General features: G+C 68.2%; 20 protein-coding genes. 7 read left to right on the top strand and 13 right to left on the bottom strand.

The window, feature by feature from the left end:
• The first annotated feature begins 213 nt into the window (after nucleotides 1–213).
• Genes HDR50_RS08920 through HDR50_RS08905 form a run of 4 tightly spaced genes read left to right on the top strand, consistent with a single transcriptional unit; the run spans nucleotide 214 to nucleotide 3,794 of the window.
• Nucleotides 214–1,362, top strand: a complete 1,149-nt coding sequence (locus HDR50_RS08920; protein ID WP_291357777.1) for a DegT/DnrJ/EryC1/StrS family aminotransferase — start codon at nucleotides 214–216, stop codon at nucleotides 1,360–1,362.
• Nucleotides 1,359–2,348 (top strand): glycosyltransferase family 2 protein, encoded by a 990-nt coding sequence (locus tag HDR50_RS08915; protein ID WP_291357776.1) that lies wholly within the window; start codon nucleotides 1,359–1,361, stop codon nucleotides 2,346–2,348. Before HDR50_RS08920 ends, HDR50_RS08915 begins: the two co-directional genes overlap by 4 nt.
• Nucleotides 2,349–2,370: 22 nt before the next feature.
• Entirely contained in the window at nucleotides 2,371–2,802 is a 432-nt protein-coding gene (locus tag HDR50_RS08910; protein WP_291357775.1) for a GtrA family protein, read from the top strand.
• A 17-nt stretch (nucleotides 2,803–2,819) separates the two neighbouring features.
• Complete coding sequence (locus HDR50_RS08905) at nucleotides 2,820–3,794, top strand: glycosyltransferase (protein ID WP_291357774.1); 975 nt, start codon at nucleotides 2,820–2,822, stop codon at nucleotides 3,792–3,794.
• Between the two features lie 289 nt (nucleotides 3,795–4,083).
• Here the strand turns inward: HDR50_RS08905 and HDR50_RS08900 are convergent, their stop codons facing one another.
• The 11 genes from HDR50_RS08900 to HDR50_RS08850 form a co-directional block, all read right to left on the bottom strand.
• On the bottom strand, nucleotides 4,084–4,755 hold the full coding sequence (locus HDR50_RS08900; RefSeq protein ID WP_291357773.1) for a nucleotidyltransferase domain-containing protein: 672 nt from the start codon (nucleotides 4,753–4,755) through the stop codon (nucleotides 4,084–4,086).
• A 29-nt stretch (nucleotides 4,756–4,784) separates the two neighbouring features.
• Nucleotides 4,785–5,036, bottom strand: a complete 252-nt coding sequence (locus HDR50_RS08895; protein ID WP_165079306.1) for a HypC/HybG/HupF family hydrogenase formation chaperone — start codon at nucleotides 5,034–5,036, stop codon at nucleotides 4,785–4,787.
• Between the two features lie 162 nt (nucleotides 5,037–5,198).
• Nucleotides 5,199–5,345, bottom strand: coding sequence for a hypothetical protein (locus tag HDR50_RS08890; RefSeq protein ID WP_165079307.1), 147 nt, complete (start codon nucleotides 5,343–5,345; stop codon nucleotides 5,199–5,201).
• A gap of 21 nt (nucleotides 5,346–5,366) precedes the next feature.
• Complete coding sequence (gene hmcC, locus HDR50_RS08885; RefSeq protein WP_291357772.1) at nucleotides 5,367–6,584, bottom strand: sulfate respiration complex protein HmcC; 1,218 nt, start codon at nucleotides 6,582–6,584, stop codon at nucleotides 5,367–5,369.
• Entirely contained in the window at nucleotides 6,585–7,688 is a 1,104-nt protein-coding gene (gene hmcB, locus HDR50_RS08880) for a sulfate respiration complex iron-sulfur protein HmcB (RefSeq protein WP_291357771.1), read from the bottom strand.
• An 8-nt stretch (nucleotides 7,689–7,696) separates the two neighbouring features.
• Nucleotides 7,697–8,695, bottom strand: a complete 999-nt coding sequence (locus HDR50_RS08875; protein WP_291357770.1) for a cytochrome c3 family protein — start codon at nucleotides 8,693–8,695, stop codon at nucleotides 7,697–7,699.
• A 171-nt stretch (nucleotides 8,696–8,866) separates the two neighbouring features.
• The gene (gene miaA / locus HDR50_RS08870) at nucleotides 8,867–9,832 is read right to left on the bottom strand and encodes a tRNA (adenosine(37)-N6)-dimethylallyltransferase MiaA (protein ID WP_291357769.1); all 966 of its coding nucleotides are present in this window, start codon (nucleotides 9,830–9,832) and stop codon (nucleotides 8,867–8,869) included.
• Nucleotides 9,833–9,834: 2 nt separating this feature from the next.
• Nucleotides 9,835–10,404, bottom strand: a complete 570-nt coding sequence (gene coaD, locus HDR50_RS08865; protein ID WP_291357797.1) for a pantetheine-phosphate adenylyltransferase — start codon at nucleotides 10,402–10,404, stop codon at nucleotides 9,835–9,837.
• Nucleotides 10,386–10,949, bottom strand: coding sequence for a 16S rRNA (guanine(966)-N(2))-methyltransferase RsmD (gene rsmD, locus HDR50_RS08860; RefSeq protein ID WP_291357768.1), 564 nt, complete (start codon nucleotides 10,947–10,949; stop codon nucleotides 10,386–10,388). Before rsmD ends, coaD begins: the two co-directional genes overlap by 19 nt.
• A gap of 2 nt (nucleotides 10,950–10,951) precedes the next feature.
• Nucleotides 10,952–12,571, bottom strand: coding sequence for an MBL fold metallo-hydrolase (locus HDR50_RS08855; RefSeq protein WP_291357767.1), 1,620 nt, complete (start codon nucleotides 12,569–12,571; stop codon nucleotides 10,952–10,954).
• Nucleotides 12,572–12,690: 119 nt separating this feature from the next.
• Nucleotides 12,691–12,894 (bottom strand): hypothetical protein, encoded by a 204-nt coding sequence (locus HDR50_RS08850; protein ID WP_291357766.1) that lies wholly within the window; start codon nucleotides 12,892–12,894, stop codon nucleotides 12,691–12,693.
• A gap of 95 nt (nucleotides 12,895–12,989) precedes the next feature.
• Here HDR50_RS08850 and HDR50_RS08845 point away from each other — a divergent pair, with 95 nt between their 5' ends.
• Entirely contained in the window at nucleotides 12,990–13,514 is a 525-nt protein-coding gene (locus HDR50_RS08845; RefSeq protein ID WP_291357765.1) for a GNAT family N-acetyltransferase, read from the top strand.
• A gap of 9 nt (nucleotides 13,515–13,523) precedes the next feature.
• On the opposite strand, the gene HDR50_RS08840 is transcribed toward HDR50_RS08845, so the two are convergent.
• Together HDR50_RS08840 and HDR50_RS08835 are read right to left on the bottom strand one after the other, a co-directional pair.
• A complete protein-coding gene (locus tag HDR50_RS08840; protein WP_291357764.1) occupies nucleotides 13,524–14,291 on the bottom strand; it encodes an alkaline phosphatase family protein in 768 nt (255 codons plus the stop codon).
• A complete protein-coding gene (locus HDR50_RS08835) occupies nucleotides 14,288–15,337 on the bottom strand; it encodes a hypothetical protein (RefSeq protein WP_291357763.1) in 1,050 nt (349 codons plus the stop codon). Before HDR50_RS08835 ends, HDR50_RS08840 begins: the two co-directional genes overlap by 4 nt.
• Nucleotides 15,338–15,447: 110 nt before the next feature.
• On the opposite strand from HDR50_RS08835, the gene HDR50_RS08830 reads away from it, so the two are divergent.
• Together HDR50_RS08830 and HDR50_RS08825 are read left to right on the top strand one after the other, a co-directional pair.
• On the top strand, nucleotides 15,448–16,554 hold the full coding sequence (locus tag HDR50_RS08830; protein ID WP_291357762.1) for a glycosyltransferase family 4 protein: 1,107 nt from the start codon (nucleotides 15,448–15,450) through the stop codon (nucleotides 16,552–16,554).
• Complete coding sequence (locus HDR50_RS08825) at nucleotides 16,551–16,985, top strand: hypothetical protein (RefSeq protein ID WP_291357761.1); 435 nt, start codon at nucleotides 16,551–16,553, stop codon at nucleotides 16,983–16,985. Before HDR50_RS08830 ends, HDR50_RS08825 begins: the two co-directional genes overlap by 4 nt.
• The last annotated feature ends 6 nt before the right edge of the window (nucleotides 16,986–16,991 follow it).

Genomic DNA, 16,991 nt, shown 5'->3' with positions numbered 1-16,991 from the left:
AGCAGGGGCGCCCGCGGGGCCGGCCCCTGCCTGTCCCCGCGCATGAAAATCTATGAAGCCAAAAGGCCGCTGTCAAACAGAATTTTCGGCGCCGTCAGGGCGCAGCGGCCCTTGCGGCGGGCTTGCCTGACCGGGCATTAGGGGATATGGGAGAAAGGATTTTCCGGCGGCCGCGGCGCTTTTTGCCGCGCATCCCGCCATGAGGGGGAACGCATGACGATGCGCCTTTCACGCTCCATCGTGGGCGAGGCCGAGGCCCGCGCCGTGGCCCGCATCATCGAGGAGGACGGCTACCTCGGCATGGGCGCGGAAACGCGGCGCTTTGAGGAAGAGGTCGCCGCGTATCTGGGCGTTGCGCCCTGGCAGGTGGTGAGCGTCAATTCGGGTACGGCCGCCCTGCATCTCGCTGTTTTTGCCGCGTTGCAGGGCGCTGGCGCGCCGCCGGACGCGCCCGAGGTGCTCGTGCCGTCGCTGACCTTCGTGGCGTCGTTCCAGGCCGTGCTCGCGGCCGGCTGCGTGCCCGTGGCCTGCGACGTGCTCCTCGAGACCGGCACCCTCGACGTGGCCGACGCCGAGCGCCGCGTGACCCCGCGCACCATCGCCGTCATGCCCGTGGATTATGCGAGCAATCCCTGGCACCTGGACGAGACCTATGACTTCGCGCGCCGCCACGGCCTGCGCGTGGTGGAGGACGCGGCCCACGCCTTCGGCTGCCGCCACCACGGCCGCAAGATCGGCTCCTTCGGGGATCTTGTCTGCTTCAGCTTTGACGGCATTAAGAACATCACCTGCGGCGAGGGGGGCTGCCTCGTGGCCTTTGACGAGCAATCGGCCCGCATCGCCGCGGACGCGCGCCTGCTCTCGGTGGAGGGCGATACGGCAAAGCGCTTTTCCGGCGCCCGCTCGTGGGACCCGGACGTGAAGCTGCCCGGCTGGCGCTACCACATGAGCAACATCATGGCGGCCATCGGGCGCACCCAGCTCGCCCGGCTGGAGAGCGAATTCATCCCGGCCCGGCGCGAGCTCGCAAAGCTCTATGCGGAGCGCCTTTCGGGCCTTGCCGGCGTGGCGCTGCTGCGCACTGACCCGCGGGACTTCATCGTGCCCCACATCATGCCCGTGCGCATCCTCGACGGCCGCAAGGACGCGGTTGTGGCCGCGCTCCAGGCCGAGGGCATCCCCACCGGCGTCCACTACAAGCCAAACCACCTGCTCACGCTCTTCGGCGGCGGCCGCGAGCATCTGCCGGCCACAGAAGAACTCTATGCCGAGCTCGTGACGCTGCCCCTGCATCCGGGCCTTTCCGCGGAAGATGTGGAAAGCGTCTGCGCGGCGCTCACCCGCGCGCTGGCGAACGCATGAACGCGCAAAATCCGGCGACCCTCCCCCAATCTGCTCCCCGGCCCGCGCCGCTGCTCGCCCTCATCGTGCCCTGCTACAATGAGGAGGAGACCCTGCCGCGCACCATGGACGCGCTCTCGGCGCTCCTCGCGGATTGCAAGGCCCGCGGGCTCGTGCAGCCGGAGAGCTATGTCCTCTATGTGGACGACGGCAGCCGCGACGCCACCTGGGCGCTCATCGAGCGCCGCCACGCGGTAGAGCCGGCCTGCCGGGGCGTCAAGTTCGCGGGCAATGCCGGCCACCAGAACGCCGTGTGGGCCGGCATGGCGACCGCGCGGGACTGGGGCGCGGACTGCATCATCAGTCTTGACGCCGACCTGCAGGACGATATTTCCGTCATCCCGGAGATGCTGGCCCGCTATGCCGAAGGCTGCGACATCGTCTACGGCGTGCGCGCAAGCCGCAGCACGGACACGCCCTTCAAGCGCGAAACGGCCCACGTTTTTTACGCCCTGATGCGCAAGCTCAACGTGTCCATCATCCCCGACCACGCGGATTACCGCCTGGTGGCGCGCCCGGTGCTCACGGCGCTTGAGGGCTATGGCGAACAGTCGCTCTTTTTGCGCGGGCTCTTCCCCACCATGGGCTTCAAGGCCGCCACGGTGCGCTATGCGCGCAAGGCTCGGGAGGCAGGGGAGAGCAAGTATCCGCTGCGCAAGATGCTGTCCTTCGCCTGGCGGGGCATCACCTCGTGCAGCGCCGCCCCCCTGCGTGTGGCAGGGCTCATGAGCCTCGCCTGCATGCTGGCCGCGCTCCTGCTTTGCGCCGTGACGCTCTGGAAATACGCCATGGGCGAGACTGTGCAGGGCTGGACATCGCTCATCATCGTGACCCTTTTGCTCGGCTCGGTGCAGTTGTTCTGCCTCGCCGTCATGGGTGAATACATCGCCAAGATCTTCACCGAGGTGCGGCACAGGCCGCGCTACATCGTGGAAAAAACCCTCTGAGCCGCCCGGATCGGAAGCCGCCATGGACCTGCCCCCGCTCCGTTCGCCCACCTTTGCCGACCTGCGCGCCTTCGTGGAGCATCTGCTGGCGCGGCGCTGGATGCGCTTCTGCATCGTGGGCGGGACGTCCTCGCTGGTGTATTATTTCTGCGGCCTCATCTTCGTGAACCTGCTCGGGCTCCCCGTGCTCTGGGGCAACGCCCTGGCCTATACGGCCGGATTTGTGGTCTCCTATTTCGGCCAGTCCCTGTGGACATTCCAGGCACGGGGCAGCCACCGCATCATGCTGCCGCGCTTCGCGGCCACGCAGGCTTTGGGCCTGGCGCTCAATTCCGCCCTTATCTGGCTGTTCATGCGCGCGGGCCTGAGTTATCCCGTGGCCATGTGGATCGCCATCGCGGCCGTGCCCGTGGCCGTGTACTTCATCTGTAAGCTCTGGGTGTTCCGCTCGTGAGCGCCACCGGGGGAAGCATGACGCCCGCCGTTTCCGTCATCATGAATTGCCTGAATTGCGCGCGCGACCTGCCCGGGGCGCTGGAAAGCGTGCGGTGCCAGACCTTTCAGGATTTCGAGATCATCTTCTGGGACAATGGTTCCACGGATGAGAGCGCGGCCATCGCCAAGGCCTATGGGCCGCAATTGCGCTATTTTTACGGGGCCAAGACCGTGCCGCTGGGCGCGGCCCGCAACCTGGCGCTCGCCGAGGCGGCCGGCCGCTATGTGGCCTTTCTCGACTGCGATGATCTTTGGCGCCCCGAAAAGCTCCAAAAGCAGGTGGCGCTCTTCGAGGCCAATGCGCGCGTGGGCCTCGTGTGTACGGATACGGAGATCGCGGACGGCCGGCGCGTGCTCTCGCGCGTGTTCGCGCAAAGCGCGCCCGGGCGCGGCATGGTGTTTGCGGAGCTCATGGCCAGGCAGTGGATCTCCATGTCCTCGGCCATGCTGCGCCGCGAGGCGCTGGAAAGCGTGGCCTGCGGCGCGGCGGGGGAGGAGGGGGCCGGCTGCGCCGGCCGCTGGTTCGACGAGAGCCTGAACGTCTGTGAGGAGGCCGACCTCTTTTACCGCATCGCGCACGACTGGGAGCTGGACTATATCGACGAACCCCTCACGGTCTGGCGGGTGCACGGCGGCAACACCACCTTCCGCAAGTTCGGCCAGTTCGCGGACGAGACCCTGCGCATCCTCGAAAAGCACCGGCGGCTCTATCCCGGCTATGATGCGCAGCACGCGGAGCTTGTGGCCCTGCTGACGCGGCGCGCGGCCTTCCAGAAGGGCGTGGCCCTGTGGCGGGAGGGGCGCAACGCCGAGGCCCGGGAGGTCGTCCGGCCATGGCGCGCAAGCTCGCCCAAGTACCGCCTGTTCTGGGCTGCGACCTATTTGCCCGGGAGCTGCTTCGACTTGGCCGCGCGGGCGTATTTCGCCCTGCCCGCGTCCTTGCGCCGGTGATAGAGCGGCGCGTCTGCAACGTCTTGTGCTTGGTGAGTTGGTATTGTAGCTGTGCGGTTGAGTAATGCCGAAATTATCCGTCAAAAACAGCCTTTTTGCTGCGTGCTGCGTCAGAGAAAAATTTCCTCGGTCGAGTACTTAAGTACACTCCCTTCGGAAATTTTTATCTTCCTTGCACGCAGCAAAAAATCTTATTTTTTAGGATTCTTCCGGCACCAGCACCCGTCTTCCGCTTCGCTCCAGACGGAATGAAGGAAATTCTCTCCGCTGCCTTGAATAGTTCCACTCTTTAACATTGCCCGGGCAGTTCCAGAAGCCGGCCGCCGCTCCAGGCGAGGCAGGCCGCGGCCATGTCCCTGAGGGGGAGCGCGGCGCCGTCCATGCGAAGCAGTTCCGCCTCTTCCGCATGCGCCCGGCGCAGGGCTTCTGCCCGCTCGCGCGGAAACTCTCCATTCTTTAAATACAGGACGCCCTGCAATGCCCGCAAAAAGGACTTGCGCAGGCTGTGCAGGGCGTTTGCGGCCGCTTCGCCGTCGAGAGCATTGGCTGTCATCAGCGTTTGCGCGGCTTCGTGGTAGAGCGCGGCTACCGCCGTGCGAACGCCCAAGAGGATGTCGGCCTTTGTGATGGGCGGTAGGAGCGGCGCAAGCTCGCTGTACCAGGCGTCCATATCCTGCGCGAAGGCGAAAAGCTCGAAGGCCGGCCACGCCGCAAGCTCGCGCGCGCCCGCCACAAAACCCGCGGCCTTTTCACCTTCCGGCAGGGCGCCCAGCACGGCCCGCAGCGTCACCAGATCCGCCCCCTCCAGCTGGTCAAGGATGACGCAGAGGTCGATGTCGCTTGTTTCCGAGGCCTCGCCGCGGCGATAGCTGCCCTGAAGCCCCACGAAGCGCAGCCTTGGGCCGAAGGACTGTTGGAGCGCTTCCACGGCGGCGGGCATCCAGGTGGCAGGGTCTATCATGGCTCCCCCCGTGATGTCAGGCGGGGCGGTTAGAAATTGGCCGGTTGTCCTTCCACGGCCTCGGCCAGCTCGCGCAGGGCGGCGAGGCTGGATTCCGCCTCTTCGGGCGTGAGGGAATGGAGCGCAAAGCCCGCGTGGACGATGACATAATCGCCCACCTTGGGCGGCTCGGGCAACAGCATGGTGGAGGCGGAGAGAAAGGTGGAGCTTTCGCCCACGCGCACGCGGGCCATGTCGGATGGCTCAAGCGCGACGATCTGGGCGGGGATGGCAAGGCACATGGAAAAACCTCCTCGGAGTTCATCTGTCAGGGGAGAATAAGCATGCGTCGCGCCCTGCACAAGGGGAGGCAGCGAAGTGAGGGCCGCGCACGTCCGCGCAGGGGCATGCGGGCGCGCGTCCCGGATGAAAAAGGGCGGGGCCGAAGCCCCGCCCTTCAGGTTTCAATGCCGGCCGTTCTTGCCCTTCTTCTTGTCGGGGTAGAGGATATAATTCCAGTACAGAACATAGAGCGGAAGCACCACGAACATCATGATGTACGCCCAGTTCTTGGTGTACAGGAAGTAGCTGTAAAAAGTGGGGAATTCCATGGGCTTCTCCTTGTCCCGGGCCTAGTGCTCTTCGCCCTTGAAGTCGGGGTGTTCGTAGAGCACGGGCATGTTGTAGACGATGAAGCGGTAGGCGGTGACGATCATGGTCACCACGAAGATGGAGATGCAGATTTCCCAGATGCTCGGGAAATAGCGCTCCGCCGAGGGGAGTTGCCAGTTGAAGGCGATCATGGAGACATTGAAGCGGTTGAGCACGATGCCGGCCACGGCGAGCACCGAGGTCAGGCGGCACAGGCCCACATTGCCGTCGCGCGCGCCCTTGGCGTAGAGCAGGGCCGGCAGAAGCACGAAGCCGAACATCTCCACCATCCACCACGCGCCCCAGCCCGTGCCGAGCCACGGCAGATTGGCCTGGACGAGCATGTCGATGAACTTGAGCATGAAGTACGCGAAGAGGATGAACGATGCCGCGCGTGCGAAGCTCAGCACCACGCCGTCGGCCTCGCGCAGGTGGGTGGCGTCCATGTACTGGTGCACGCCCTTGTGCGCGAAAAGGCCCTCGAAGATGACCATGCTGGCGCCCGCGGCCATGGAGCTCACGAAGAAGAACATGGGCATGAAGGGCGAATACCACAGCGGATGGAGCTTGCCGGGCGCGATGAGGTAGAGCGAGCCCAGCGAGGACTGGTGCAGGGTGGAAAGGGTCACGCCGAAGATGGTCAGAAGGATGGTCACGCGGATGACGATCTTGCGGCAGGTCAAGAGCCACGGGAACTTCTGCGCGAGCCATTCCATGGGCGCCACGGAGAACTCGATGAAGAGCACCGTGAGGTAGGTCGCCACGCACAGGCCCACTTCAAAGAGCACCGAGGTGGTGCCGGGGAAGAAGAACATGTAGGGCAGCCTGAGCGGATGGCCCAGGTCATAGAGCAGGGCCACGACCACGAAGGCGTAGCCCAGAAAGGCCGTGGTCACGGCCGGGCGCACCGCGGAGTGGAAGTGCTTCATGCCCATGACGTAGCAGGCCACGGTGGTGAAGTAGCCGCCGGCCGCGAGGCACACGCCGCAGAGCAGGTCAAAGCCGATCCACAGGCCCCAGGGCTGGGCTTCGGTCAGGTTGGTCACCGAGCCGATGCCCACGGTGAAGCGGATGACCGTGATGACGAAGCCCACAGCCAGGATGATCCAGGTGAGGATGTTGCCCGGCGTTCTGGAGAGCAGGGGCTCGAGATTGAAGAGCTTGTCCTTGGTGGGAATGATGATGCCGTGGGTGTCCATCTACTTCTCCTCCCCATGCCCGTCGCCGGAGTTCTGGGCCTCGCGGGCCTTGAGCGCCTCGGTCATGGCCTGGCGCGCGCGCTCGGCCGCGCCTTCGCCCTCGGTCTCGCCGATCTTGCGCACGGCGGCGTCCACGGCGGCGGCGAGGTCGTCCTTGGCATCCTTGATGATCTTTTCCTGCTCAAGTTTGGCCATGGCCTCGCGGCGCTTGGTCATGGCCCAGGCCCCGCCGAAGAGCACGGGCCAGAAGGCCACGATCATGGGCACGGCGCCGAGCGCCCCGTAGGTGAGTTGGCCCATGGGCTGGGAGCCGAGGTGCGTGTCGAGCCCGAGCTGCTTGAACTCGGTGCCCGCGCCCTGCGGGTCGTCCACGGGCACAGGCGCGCCCCCCGCGGCGGGTGCCAGCACCATCCACGCCGTGCCGCCCGCGTCGTACTCGCCGTAGAGGTAGTCCACATAGCGGCCCGGGTTCTCGGCCATGCGCGCGCGGGCGATCTTGATGAGGTCGCTTCTGCGGCCAAAGGTGATGGCGTCCACAGGGCAGGCTTCCACGCAGCCGGGGAGCTTGCCTTCCTTGAGCCTCGGCTCGCAGAAGGTGCATTTCTGCACCAGCGGGTCCCACGCGAGGTCGTACTGGAAGCCGGGCACATAGAAGGGACAGGCCACCATGCAGTAACGGCAGCCCACGCACTGCGAGCCGTCATAGACCACGGCGCCGTCGGGCAGCTTGTTGAAGCAGCGGGCGAAGCAGGCCGAGGCGCAGGCCGGGTCATTGCAGTGGAAGCACTGGAGCTTGCGGAAGTATGGCTTGCCGTTGACTTCGTACTTGTTGACCACGGTCCATTCATAGGCCGTGGTGTGGCGCTTCTTTTCCGTCACCGAAAGGTCGGTGAAGGGCACTTTGGGCTCGGGCAGGTGGTTCACCTTTTGGCACGCGGCCTCGCAGCGGCGGCAGCCGATACAGCGCGTGGTGTCGTGGAGCACGCCCCAGCTGTCGGGATAATAGGGGAAGCTCGCCGGGGAGGCCTCGGCGACCTTTGCCGAACCCAGCGCCGAGACCACGCCGGCGCTGCCGAGAATGGTGAGGAATTTTCTGCGGTTCATGGTTCCCCCTAGTTGGCCTGGTTGGCGGCGCGCTCAGGGGCGCGGAGCTTGTGGCAGGTTGTGCAGTCGGTATTGCGCGGCCGCGCCACCTTCATGTCCTTGTGGCAGCTCATGCACTGGAGGTGGAAAGCCGCCATGAGCGCCGGACGCTGGGGGGTGGCGGGGTCGATGGTCGGGCTGTGGCAGCTCGCGCACTTGGGCGGCGTGGCCGAAGCGGGGCTGTTGTGGTGGCATGTCACGCAGAGGGTGGCCGGCTCGGTGTGGAAGGCCGAGGCGAGCTTGTTCTCCTGAATGCGCTCCATGAGCGAGATGACGTGGTGCTTGTGGTTGAACACGCAGGGCTCGTACTTGCCCGCGAGCGAGTCGATGACCACCTTCTGCGGGGCCTTGGTGGCCTTCCAGTAGGTGACCATCTTGCGCGAAAGCTCGGTCTCGGTGGCGAGCTGCTCGTTGCGGCGCTCGGAGAGGGTGCCGGCGATGCCCTGCTGCATGTCCTCGGCCGTCATGGACTTGGTGACCGTGTGACAGACCGTGCACCAGGCCTCGTTGCGCGCATTCCTGACAAGCGTGGTGTGGCAGCCGGCGCAGTCGCGCTGGGTGATCTGCTGCGAATGGCAGCTCACGCAGCTTGCGGGCTTGGTGTCCGTGCGGGGCGCGATCTTGGTGGCGTGCATGGCGTCATACAGGGTGATGTGGGCGCCCTCGAGCTTGCCCTCCTGCGTGTGGCAGGTGGTACAGGCCACGGCGTCACCCGTGTGGTGGCAGACGATGCAGTCTTTCCCGGTGCGCTCCATCCATTTTTCATGGACCACATGGTTGAAGGTCACGGGCTGCATGGCCGCGGCCTTGGGATTGGCCTTGGCGCCCACGGGGAAGATGACGATGGCCGAGGGCGCGCCGCTGTCCGTGGGCTCCAGGGCGGCAGGCGCCGCTCCGGGAGCCGGGGGACATGCCGCGAACGCCAGGAGCGTGACCGCCAGCAGAAAAAGAGTTGTGCCGTTTCTCATGCGCTTTTCCTTTTGCAACAGAGACCACGATATGCACCGCCCGCGACGCCGCGCCGCGGACGCACCCCGGAAGGAATTTCGTATCAGGTCAACGGTAGCCCACTGGCAAGATTACGTCAAGGCGGCTGCGCAAAGCGGCGCGCTTGCTCCCAAAGGCGCGCCCGCGGCCCTTCAGGCGCCTTTTTTCCCCGCAAGGAAGCGCCGCGCGCCCGAAAGAAGCTCGCCTTCCGCGCCCTCGCAGGGCAGAAAGGCCGCCTCGGGCCGGGCGCGGAACCACGTGAGCTGGCGCTTGGCGTAGGCGCGGGTATTGGTGAGCCAGCGGGCCCGGCACTCGGGAAGGCTCGTCAGGCCCGTGAGATGGTCCAGCAATTCGGCGCAGCCGATGCCCGACCAGCCGGGCGGGCGCGCGCCCTGCGCCGCGGCAGGCGTGCGCGCGAGGGCGGCGCGGGCCTCCTCCACGGCGCCTGCTTCCAGCATGCCGTCGAGGCGGCGCCCAAGCCGCGTGGCCAACCAGTCGAGCGAAGCGTCGAGCACAAAGAGCGGGCCAGCGCACAGGGGCGCGCTCATGGCGTGGCCGTGCCACCAGCTGAAAGGCTTGCCCGTGCCTTCCAATACCTCGAGGGCGCGGAGGATGCGCTGGCGGTCGCGTGGGTGGATGCGGGCGGCATAGGTCGGGTCGCGCCGGGCAAGTTCCGCGTGCAGGGCTTCGGGCCCGCTTTCGGCGAGCCGGGCGGCGAGGCGCCGCGTCACCTCGGGCGCGATGGCCGGGATGGCCGCCATGCCCCTGAGCAGGGCCTGGAAATAGAGGCCCGTGCCGCCCACGAGCAGGGGCACGCGCCCGCGCGCCCATACTTCGCGCGCCTTCGCCGCGGCCATGTCGGCCCAGCGGCCCGCGCTGATCTTCTGCTCCGCGGGGAGGAAGCCGTAGAGGTGGTGCGGGGCCTGCGCGCGTTCTTCCGGCGAGGGCTGGGCCGTGATGAGCGGAAAATCGGCATAGACCTGGCGCGAGTCCGCATTGATGATCTCGCCGTCGAGCTCCCGCGCGAGAGCGAGGGCGAGCGCCGTCTTGCCCGCGCCGGTGGGGCCGGCGAGGCAGATGACCGGACACGCGGCGCCCGCCGGGGCGGCCGTGGGCATGCTCAGGCGCCCACCGGGCTTCCGGCCCCGAAGCCGCCGTGGGGTGCACCGAGGCAGGGGGTGCCGCGGCGCACCGCGCCCTCCTGATACTTCTCCGCGAGCGCGAGGCGCACGTTCTCCGGCACGAGGCCCTTCACGTCCGCCCCCTGGCTCGCCGCGGACTTGATGATGGTGGAGCTGATGTAGAGCCACTGGTAGTCGGTCATCATGAAGACCGTCTGGATATGCGGCCTGAGGCGCCGGTTCATGAGCGCGAGCTGGAACTCGTACTCGAAGTCCGACACGGCACGCAGGCCCCGCAAAATGGCGCAGACGCCGAGCTCGAGCGCGCAATCCACGGTGAGGCCGGTGAAGGGGAGGACTTCCGCGCGTTTCAGGTGGCGCACGGCTTCGGCCGCGAGGGCCACGCGCGCCTCCAGCGTGAAGAGCGGGTTCTTGGGCGTGGTCTCGGCCACGGCCACGATGATGCGGTCAAAGACCTCGAGGCCCCGGCGGATGAGGCTCAGGTGGCCGTTGGTCAGGGGGTCGAAGGTGCCGGGATAGAGCGCGGTCTTCATGCGGAAGGCTCCGATGCTGTCCAGATGTGGATGACGGTCTGCCCGAAGCGCCGCTCCGCCAGCGGCTCGAGGCCCGGAATCGGCGCAAGCGCAAGGCCCTCCTCCACTTCGGCCGTGACGAGGGCGCCCGGGGCGAGCCAGCCATTGCCGGCGAGCGCCGTGAGCGCCTGCTGCGCGAGCCCCTTGCGGTAGGGAGGGTCGAGGAACACGAGGTCAAAAGGCTGTGCGGCCCGGCGGCGCAAAAAGCGCAGGGCGTCCTCCCGGATGATGCGCGCTCGGCCCTCCACGCCGAGGGCCGACACATTGGCCTCGAGGGCGCGCAGGGCGTTCTGCGCGTTTTCGACAAGTACCGCCTCGGGCGCGCCCCGGCTCAGGGCCTCGAAGGCGAGACTGCCGCTGCCGGCGAAAATGTCGAGCACGCGCGCGCCCGCCATGTCCGCGCCGCGGGCCTCGAGCATGGAAAACAGCGCCTCGCGCGTGCGGCCCATGGCCGGGCGGCAGCCCTCGCCCGCGGGCGTGGCCAGCCTGCGGCCCCCGAATGCTCCTGCAATGATGCGCATGGCTACATCCGCCCGAGCAGGCGCGTGAGCTCGCCATCCAGCCGGGCCAACGCTTCGGAAAGCTCCTCGGAAAGCTCCGCCTGTTCGTCCCGTGGGGCCGCCGCCTTTTCCCTGAGCAGGGCCAGCTTGCGCTCCAGATTTTTCGTGAGGGCCGTCAGGTCCACGGGCGGGCGCGCCTCCTCGTGGTGCTCCACGCCGGCCACGCGGCTGTCCTGGAGGGTCAGCTGCTCGAGATAGTCCGGCGAAAGCGGCGTGATATCGAAGCGCTCCTTGATGAGCGCGCCCAGCGCGGCCTGGGCCCTGGGCTCGCCGTGGACGAGCACCACCTGCGGGCGCCGGCGGGCAGTCTCCCCGGCCAGCGGCGCGAGCCAGTCGAGCAACTGGCTCTGGCCCGCGTGCCCGGAAAAGCCGTTGATGGTGAAGATGCGTGCGGCGCAGGCTACTTCCTCGCCGAAAAGGCGCAGGCTCGCGGCCTTTTCCACGAGGCGGCGCCCCGGCGTGCCCTGCGCCTGGTAGCCCACGAAGACCACGCTGGCCCCGGGGCGCCAGAGATTGTGGCGCAGGTGATGGCGGATGCGGCCGGCATTGCACATGCCGCTTGCGGAAATGACGATGGCCGGCCCGTCGAGGGCGTTGATGCGCATGGATTCCTGCGCGCTCAGGGTATACTGAACGCGGGCCATGAAGGCCGCGGCGTCCGCGTCGTGGTAGAGCGCGCGGGCGGCCTCGTCAAAGAGCTCGCCGTGCCGGGTGAAGATTTCTGTGGCGCGGATGGCGAGCGGGCTGTCGAGGAAGATGGGCATGTCGTCCGGCAAGCCCCCGCTACGCCAGACATTGAGCAGGCAGTACAGCACCTCCTGCGAGCGCTCCACGGCAAAGGCCGGGATGATGACCTTTTCGCCATGGCCGTGGGCCCAGGCGATGGCGGCCGCGAGCTCGGCCTCGCTCTCGCCCTCGTTTTTATGGTTGCGGTCGCCGTAGGTGGATTCCATGAACACATAATCGGCGGCGGGGGGCGTTTCCGGGTCGCGCACGATGAGCGCGTCGGGCCGGCCGATGTCGCCGGAGAAGATGAGGCTCGTCAGGGCGCCGCCTTCCTCCACCTCAAGGCGCACGGTGCCGGAGCCCAAAATGTGCCCGGCGTCGTGCAGCACGGCGCGCACGCCCGGCGCGGGTTCAAAAGGCGCGTGGTAGTCCACCGGGCGCAGCAGGGCCGCGGCCTTGCGCGCGTCCTCCACCGTATAGAGCGGCGCGGGCGGGTGCTTGAGGCCGCGCCGGCGGAATTTTTTGGCCTCGCGCTCGGCTTCCATCTCCTGGATGTGCGCGCTGTCTTCCAGCATGACGCCGAGCAGGTCGGCCGTGGCCGTGGTGCAGTAGATGGGGCCCTTGAAGCCGTTGGCCGCGAGCGCGGGCAGAAGGCCAGCGTGGTCCATGTGGGCGTGCGTGAGGATGACGAAATCGAGAGCGCGGGGCCGGTAGGGCGCGAGATTGCGGTTGCGCGCCTCGATGGTACGGTTGCCCTGGTGCATGCCGCAATCGATTGAGAAGCGCGAGCCGGCGGCCTCGATCATGTGGCAGGAGCCGGTGACCGTGCGCGCCGCGCCGAGAAACTGGATCTTCATCGTGCCTCCTCCCGTGTGGGGGCGCGCGAAGGGCGCCCGCCGGCACAGTACCTGCGGAAAACGCCGAAATCAAGGGAGGATGGGGAAAGGGGACGGTGCGGCACGCCGGGGCGGCCGGCTTAGACGCGGTAGGTGACGATATTGTCGTAAAAATCGAAGCCGATCTGCGCGAGGGAGATGGTGCGATCCACGATATGGAAATTGGCCATTTCGGTCATCGGGCGCGGCTTTGCGCGCTGCGGGTCGGCGAGGTGATAGTGCGCCTCGTCGCCGCGGGCCGAGCTCGCCATCTGTAGACAGACGACCTCTATGGGCGTAACCATACAAGCCTCCGGGGACTTCGCGCCGCATGCCGGCGGGGAAGAACGGGCACGGAATCAGACTAGCGCAGTTCCGCGCAAAAGGAAAGGAGAGAAGCATGGCAAAAGCTCGGGAGACCGCCGCGGTGCGGGTGCGGCCCTTTGCGCCGGGGGACCTCGCCGCCATGCGGGAGATCTGGAACGAGGTGGTGGACGCGGGCCAGGCCTTCCCGCAGGAGGAGCGCCTGACGCCGGAGGGTGCGGCGGAATTCTTCGCCGCGCAAAGCGCCTGCGGCGTGGCCGTGGACGGCGCGGGCCGCGTGCTCGGCCTCTATATCCTGCACCCCAACAATGTGGGCCGCTGCGGCCATATCGCCAACGCGAGCTATGCCGTGGCCGGTTCTGCCTGCGGGCAGGGCGTGGGGCGTGCCCTTGTGCGGGCGAGCCTTGCAGAGGCCGGGCGCCTCGGCTTCCGCATCCTCCAGTTCAACGCCGTGGCCGTGGACAACACGCCGGCGCGGCATCTCTATGAAAAACTGGGCTTCACGCCGCTCGGCATCATCCCCGGCGGTTTTCGCCGCCCTGGCGGGGAGTATGTGGATATTGCCCTTTACTGGCATGCGGTGGGCGAGGCCGATGCCTGAGCTACTGTTTCAGGCGGGCGCAAGGCCGAGCAGGCCCGCGGCGAGCCCCGCGATATCCGTCTGCCGGCCCGGGAGCGGCACATCCGCCGGCGCGCCCGCGAGCCAGAAGGGCACGCGCCGCGCGGCATCCGAAGGGTCGGCGTGGCTCGCATCCGCGTCCATGCCGTGATCGCTCGTGACCATGACGGTGGCGCCCCACGCGAGCCAGCGGGGGAGGGCGGCTGCGAGCAGGCTGTCGGCGCCGCGCACGGCCTCGCGGTAGGCGCGCGAGCCCGCGCCGTGGGCATGGCCCGCGAAGTCGATGCCCATGCTGTGCACGAGCAAAAGGTCGGGCGCAAATTTCAGGCGCAGGGCCTCGGCGTCGCGGAAAAGCTCTGCGTCGGGATAGGCGTCCTCACTGTAAAAAAGGCCGTGGCTGATGGGCAGGCGCGCATCGTCGCAGAGGCGGTCGCGGGCGGGCTCGAAGGGCGCGCGGTTGCAGAGCTCGCTCATCCAGTGGTAGGCGGCGGCCGCCGTGGTGAGGCCCGCCTCCCGCGCGCGGGAAAAGAGGGTGGGCACGGGGGAGGGGCGGGCGTCCGCGTTGCGGATGATGCCGGTCTCAAGGGGCGTCAGGCCGGTGAGCAGGGTGGCGTACAAGGGCCGCGAGAGCGGCGGCAGCTCCGCCATGAGCTCCGTGTGCCGGGCGGCGCCGCTTTCGGTGAGCGCGGCCATGTAGCTCATGTGGCGCCGGGCCGTCGTGGCGAGGCCGTCCAGCAGCACGAAGACGAGGCGGCTCACCAGTCGCCCCTCCCGGAATCCGGCAGCGCCTCGCGCCCGGGAAAATGCAGTTCGGGCGCGAGGGCGCGCAAGGCCGTCAGGGTGACGCCCTCCACGGCGAAGTTGCGGCGCAGCCAGCGGCAGAAGCTGAAGATCTTTTCGAGCGCGGCCGTGGCCGCGGCCTTGTCCGGCACATGGGGCGAGCCGCCGGGCAGCATCTCGGACGAATGCCAGAAGAGCCCGAGCACCTTGCCGCCGCGCCGCACATGGAGCCAGGTGGCGAGGCGCATGGCGCTTGCCCCGTGCCAGAAGGGATTGGCGCTGAGCGCCCCGAAAAAGTGGAAGCGGTCGAGCACTTCGCGCCGGCGCCCCGCAAGGCCGTGCCAGAGGCGTTCCATGCCCGGCACGAGCGGCACCTGCGTGATGGGCGCCTCCAGGAGGGGCCTGTCCGGCGCGCCTTCCACCCAGTAGGGGTCGGCCGGCGCGAGAAAGTGGTCCGGCCCGCCCGCGAAGGCGCGCAAGGGGCACACCGAGCTGTCCACGAGGATGCCTTCTTCCGCAAGCAGGGGGCGAAGCTCCGCCTTGAGGTCCCAGCGGCCCATGCGGAAGCTCGTCAGCGGCGCGCCCTGGAAGTCGCGCCCCGCGTTGAGCAGGGTGCGCAGCCTCTGGCCCAGGAGCTCGCGCGGGAGAAGATGGGTTCGCGCGGGCGGCCCGGCCATCCCCTCCTGGGCCGTCCCCTCCGGGGGCGCGCCGTCAAAAGGCGGCGTGCTCCAGTGGTGGAGATGGGCGCCTATCTCCGCGCCGTGGCGGTCGCGCATCTTTTCCAGCACGGCGCGGGCGGGCGCCGAGGCGAAGACGGTATACGCGCAGAAGAGCGTGAGCGGAAAGCCCAGCTCGTCCGAAAGGGGCGCGAGCTTCGGCAGCAGCTCCACATTGCGCACGCCGCAGCCCGTGGCGGCGTAGGTGCCGCAGAAAAGGCCCTCCTCCTCCACGTCGAGGCTGATGACCACACGCAGGGGCGGCTTCGGCCGGGCTGTGCCGGCGGCGGGCGGGGCTTGGTCAGGCATGGGCCGACTGTAGCCCGGGCGGCTCCCCAAGGCAATGCCCCGGCGCTTTGCAAGCCGGGCCGGATGGCGTACAGTGAGGCCGTGTCGCCACGCCGGCGGCAGGAGAACGCATGCCCGAGCCCTGCTCCGTCCTGTTCCTCATGGAAGACCTCTGCTACGGGGGCACCCAGCGCCAGACCCTCGAGCTGGCGAAGCGCCTTGACCGCGGGCGTTTCGCGCCGTCCATGCTCACGCTCACCGGCCCCACGGACCTCGACGCCGTGGCGGCCGGCGCGGACATCCCCCTCCACTATCTCGGCACGGGCCGGGGCGTGGCGAGCCTTTTTTTTCTCAGGCTCGGGCCGGCGCTCAAGCGCCTTTCGCCGGACATCCTCGTGCCCTGTACGGCGCTCCCCAATATCTGGGGGCCCATCTGGGGGCGGGTGCTGGGCTTGCCGGCCATCGTGGGCACCTGCCGGGGCGGCGGCGCGCTCCGGCGCCAGCACGAGCGTTTTCTCTGGCGCCTCTGCGACCACCATGTCTGCAATTCGCTCGCATTGGTGGAAGGGCTGCGCAAGCTGGGCGAACCCGCGGGCCGCATCAGCTATATCCCCAACGGCGTGGATACCGAGCGCTTCCGCCCCGCGCCCGTGCCCCCCTCGGAGCGGCCCCCGCTCATCCTCTGCGTGGCCAGGCTCGCGCAGGACAAGGGCCACCTCACCCTGTTGCGCGCCTTCGCCATCGTGGCGCGCGAGGTGCCCGAGGCGCGCCTGCGCCTCGTGGGCGACGGCCCGCAGGAGGCGCAGCTTCGGATGCTGGCCCGTACCTTCGGCCTCGAGGACCGCGTGGAATTCGTGCCAGGGAGCCCGGATGTGCGCGAGCATTACGCCGAGGCGCGCATCTTCGCCCTGGCCTCGGTGCGCGAGGGGCAGCCCAATGTCATCCTCGAGGCCATGAGCTGCGGCTTGCCGGTCTGCTCCACGGCCGTGGGCGGCATCCCGGGCCTCGTGGACAACGGCGTCACCGGGCTGCTCTCTCCGGCGGGCTATGCCGAGGCTTTCGCGGCATCGCTGTTGCGCCTGCTCGGCGACCCGCCCCTGGGCGACGCCCTCGGGCGCGCGGGCCGGGCGCGCGTGGAGCGGGATTTTTCCTTCGCCGCCATGGTGGGGGCGCATGAGGAGCTGTTCGACCGCCTGCACAGGACGAGGCGCGGCGAACGCGAGGAGGGCGACGCATGAAGCGCGGGATCATCCTTTCTGCTGCGGCGCTGCTGTGCGCCCTCTGCGGCGCCGGCCCCCTGTGGGCGGCCGGGGCGCAGAAGACAATCACGAGCGGCCCCGGCGAAGTGACGGAACTCTGGACGGGCAAGGTGCTCAGCGCCACCTTCCGCGCGGGCATGTGCTTCGGGGCGGACGGCAAGGCGCGCGGCGTGCTCATCCTGCGCCATGCCAACGGCCAGGAGGACCCGTACCACCTCTACGGCCACATCCGCGCCAATGCCTTTGACCTCACGCATTCCTCCGGCCATTCCTTTACCGGCCGCATTACGGGCCCGCGCAGCATGGAAGGCCGGGTGAAGCTGAAAAACGGCCTCACCCTCAACCTCGAGGGCGAGCGCACCCTTGACGTGCCCCTGGCGGCGGAAGACTGCGCGCCGCTTGCCCCCTGACCCGTC

Origin of the sequence: Desulfovibrio sp. (genome assembly GCF_014803725.1) — a bacterium.
GTDB lineage: Bacteria > Desulfobacterota > Desulfovibrionia > Desulfovibrionales > Desulfovibrionaceae > Desulfovibrio.
This window is presented reverse-complemented; position numbering and strand designations above follow the sequence as displayed.

Excerpts from the sequence above, each read along its gene's own strand:
- HDR50_RS08920 (WP_291357777.1), top strand. The coding sequence starts at position 214 with ATGACGATGCGCCTTTCACGCTCCATCGTGGGCGAGGCCGAGGCCCGC.
- HDR50_RS08915 (WP_291357776.1), top strand. The coding sequence starts at position 1,359 with ATGAACGCGCAAAATCCGGCGACCCTCCCCCAATCTGCTCCCCGGCCC.
- HDR50_RS08910 (WP_291357775.1), top strand. The coding sequence starts at position 2,371 with ATGGACCTGCCCCCGCTCCGTTCGCCCACCTTTGCCGACCTGCGCGCC.
- HDR50_RS08905 (WP_291357774.1), top strand. The coding sequence starts at position 2,820 with ATGACGCCCGCCGTTTCCGTCATCATGAATTGCCTGAATTGCGCGCGC.
- HDR50_RS08900 (WP_291357773.1), bottom strand. The coding sequence starts at position 4,755 with ATGATAGACCCTGCCACCTGGATGCCCGCCGCCGTGGAAGCGCTCCAA.
- HDR50_RS08895 (WP_165079306.1), bottom strand. The coding sequence starts at position 5,036 with ATGTGCCTTGCCATCCCCGCCCAGATCGTCGCGCTTGAGCCATCCGAC.
- HDR50_RS08890 (WP_165079307.1), bottom strand. The coding sequence starts at position 5,345 with ATGGAATTCCCCACTTTTTACAGCTACTTCCTGTACACCAAGAACTGG.
- hmcC (WP_291357772.1), bottom strand. The coding sequence starts at position 6,584 with ATGGACACCCACGGCATCATCATTCCCACCAAGGACAAGCTCTTCAAT.
- hmcB (WP_291357771.1), bottom strand. The coding sequence starts at position 7,688 with ATGAACCGCAGAAAATTCCTCACCATTCTCGGCAGCGCCGGCGTGGTC.
- HDR50_RS08875 (WP_291357770.1), bottom strand. The coding sequence starts at position 8,695 with ATGAGAAACGGCACAACTCTTTTTCTGCTGGCGGTCACGCTCCTGGCG.
- miaA (WP_291357769.1), bottom strand. The coding sequence starts at position 9,832 with ATGCCCACGGCCGCCCCGGCGGGCGCCGCGTGTCCGGTCATCTGCCTC.
- rsmD (WP_291357768.1), bottom strand. The coding sequence starts at position 10,949 with ATGCGCATCATTGCAGGAGCATTCGGGGGCCGCAGGCTGGCCACGCCC.
- HDR50_RS08855 (WP_291357767.1), bottom strand. The coding sequence starts at position 12,571 with ATGAAGATCCAGTTTCTCGGCGCGGCGCGCACGGTCACCGGCTCCTGC.
- HDR50_RS08850 (WP_291357766.1), bottom strand. The coding sequence starts at position 12,894 with ATGGTTACGCCCATAGAGGTCGTCTGTCTACAGATGGCGAGCTCGGCC.
- HDR50_RS08845 (WP_291357765.1), top strand. The coding sequence starts at position 12,990 with ATGGCAAAAGCTCGGGAGACCGCCGCGGTGCGGGTGCGGCCCTTTGCG.
- HDR50_RS08835 (WP_291357763.1), bottom strand. The coding sequence starts at position 15,337 with ATGCCTGACCAAGCCCCGCCCGCCGCCGGCACAGCCCGGCCGAAGCCG.
- HDR50_RS08830 (WP_291357762.1), top strand. The coding sequence starts at position 15,448 with ATGCCCGAGCCCTGCTCCGTCCTGTTCCTCATGGAAGACCTCTGCTAC.
- HDR50_RS08825 (WP_291357761.1), top strand. The coding sequence starts at position 16,551 with ATGAAGCGCGGGATCATCCTTTCTGCTGCGGCGCTGCTGTGCGCCCTC.